Annotated in this window: 1 protein-coding gene; it reads left to right on the forward strand. The window is 67.2% G+C overall.

All coding sequences use genetic code 11. The features are described from left to right. Positions 1 to 72 precede the first annotated feature (72 nt). Positions 73 to 1235 (forward strand): IS3 family transposase gene (locus ACIRVH_RS46480; RefSeq protein WP_403967193.1). Its coding sequence is split into 2 segments (ribosomal slippage): positions 73 to 357 and positions 360 to 1235, totalling 1161 coding nucleotides; the frame shifts between segments, so codons are not numbered across the junction. The last annotated feature ends 35 nt before the right edge of the window (positions 1236 to 1270 follow it).

Genomic DNA, 1270 nt, shown 5'->3' on the forward strand with positions numbered 1-1270 from the left:
CTTGGGTCTGCTGCACGATCGGGTGACATCTGAACTGGCTTGCCCTGTGGGGCGGGTGGGAAGGATGTCGCTGTGCCCAAGCCTTATCCGCAAGAGTTCCGCCAGGACGTCGTGCGGGTCGCGAGGAACCGCGGCCCGGGTGTCACGGTCGAGCAGGTGGCCACCGATTTCGGGGTTCACCCGATGACATTGTGGAAGTGGATGCGCCGGGCGGACATCGATGACGGGTCCAAGTCCGGGGTGACCAGCCAGGAGAGCGCGGAACTTCGGGAAGCGCGTCGGCGGATCAAGCTGCTGGAGCAGGAGAACGAGGTCCTGCGTCGGGCCGCGGCCTATCTGTCGCAGGCGCATCTGCCGGGAAAAGGATCTACCCGCTCGTGAAGGAGCTGGCCGTGGACGGGGTGCCCGTCACGGTCACGTGCCGGGTGCTGAAGCTCGCCAGACAGCCCTACTACCGCTGGCTCGACAAGCCGGTGGCCGACGCCGTGCTGGAGGAGTCGTATCGCGCGAACGCGCTGTTCGACGCTCACCGTGACGACCCGGAGTTCGGCTACCGCTTCCTGGCCGATGAAGCGCGTGGTGCCGGGGCTCGTATGGCGGACCGGACCGCGTGGCGGATCTGCCGGGACAACCGCTGGTGGAGCGTGTTCGGCAAGAAGCGCGGCAGAGGCAAGAAGGCCGGCCCGCCGGTGCACGACGATCTCGTGAGCCGCAACTTCACCGCGACCGGCCCGAACCGGCTGTGGCTCGCCGACATCACCGAACACGCCACCGGCGAAGGCAAGCTGTACCTCTGCGCGATCAAGGATGTGTTCAGCAACAGGATCGTGGGCTACTCCATCGACGCGCGGATGAAGTCCCGCCTGGCCGTGACCGCCCTGGACAACGCCGTGGCCCGACGTGAACACGTCGACGGGTGCATCCTGCACAGCGATCGCGGCTCGCAGTTCCGGTCCCGGAAGTTCGTCCGGGCCCTCGACCGGCACCGCATGGTCGGTTCGACAGGGAGGGTCGGGGCAGCCGGCGACAACGCGGCCATGGAGTCCTTCTTCAGTCTGCTGCAGAAGAACGTCCTCGACCGCCGGTGCTGGGCCACCCGTGAGGAACTGCGGATCGCGATCGTGTCCTGGATCGAGCGGACCTATCACCGACGCCGCCGACAAGCCTCGCTCGGCCGGCTGACCCCCGTCGAATTCGAGACCGTCATGACCACACCGGCCCTCCAGGCCGCGTGACCGAACCTGTCACCCGAACCTGCAGCAGACCCCTT

This window comes from Streptomyces sp. NPDC101165 (genome assembly GCF_044768135.1).
Lineage (GTDB): Bacteria > Actinomycetota > Actinomycetes > Streptomycetales > Streptomycetaceae > Streptomyces.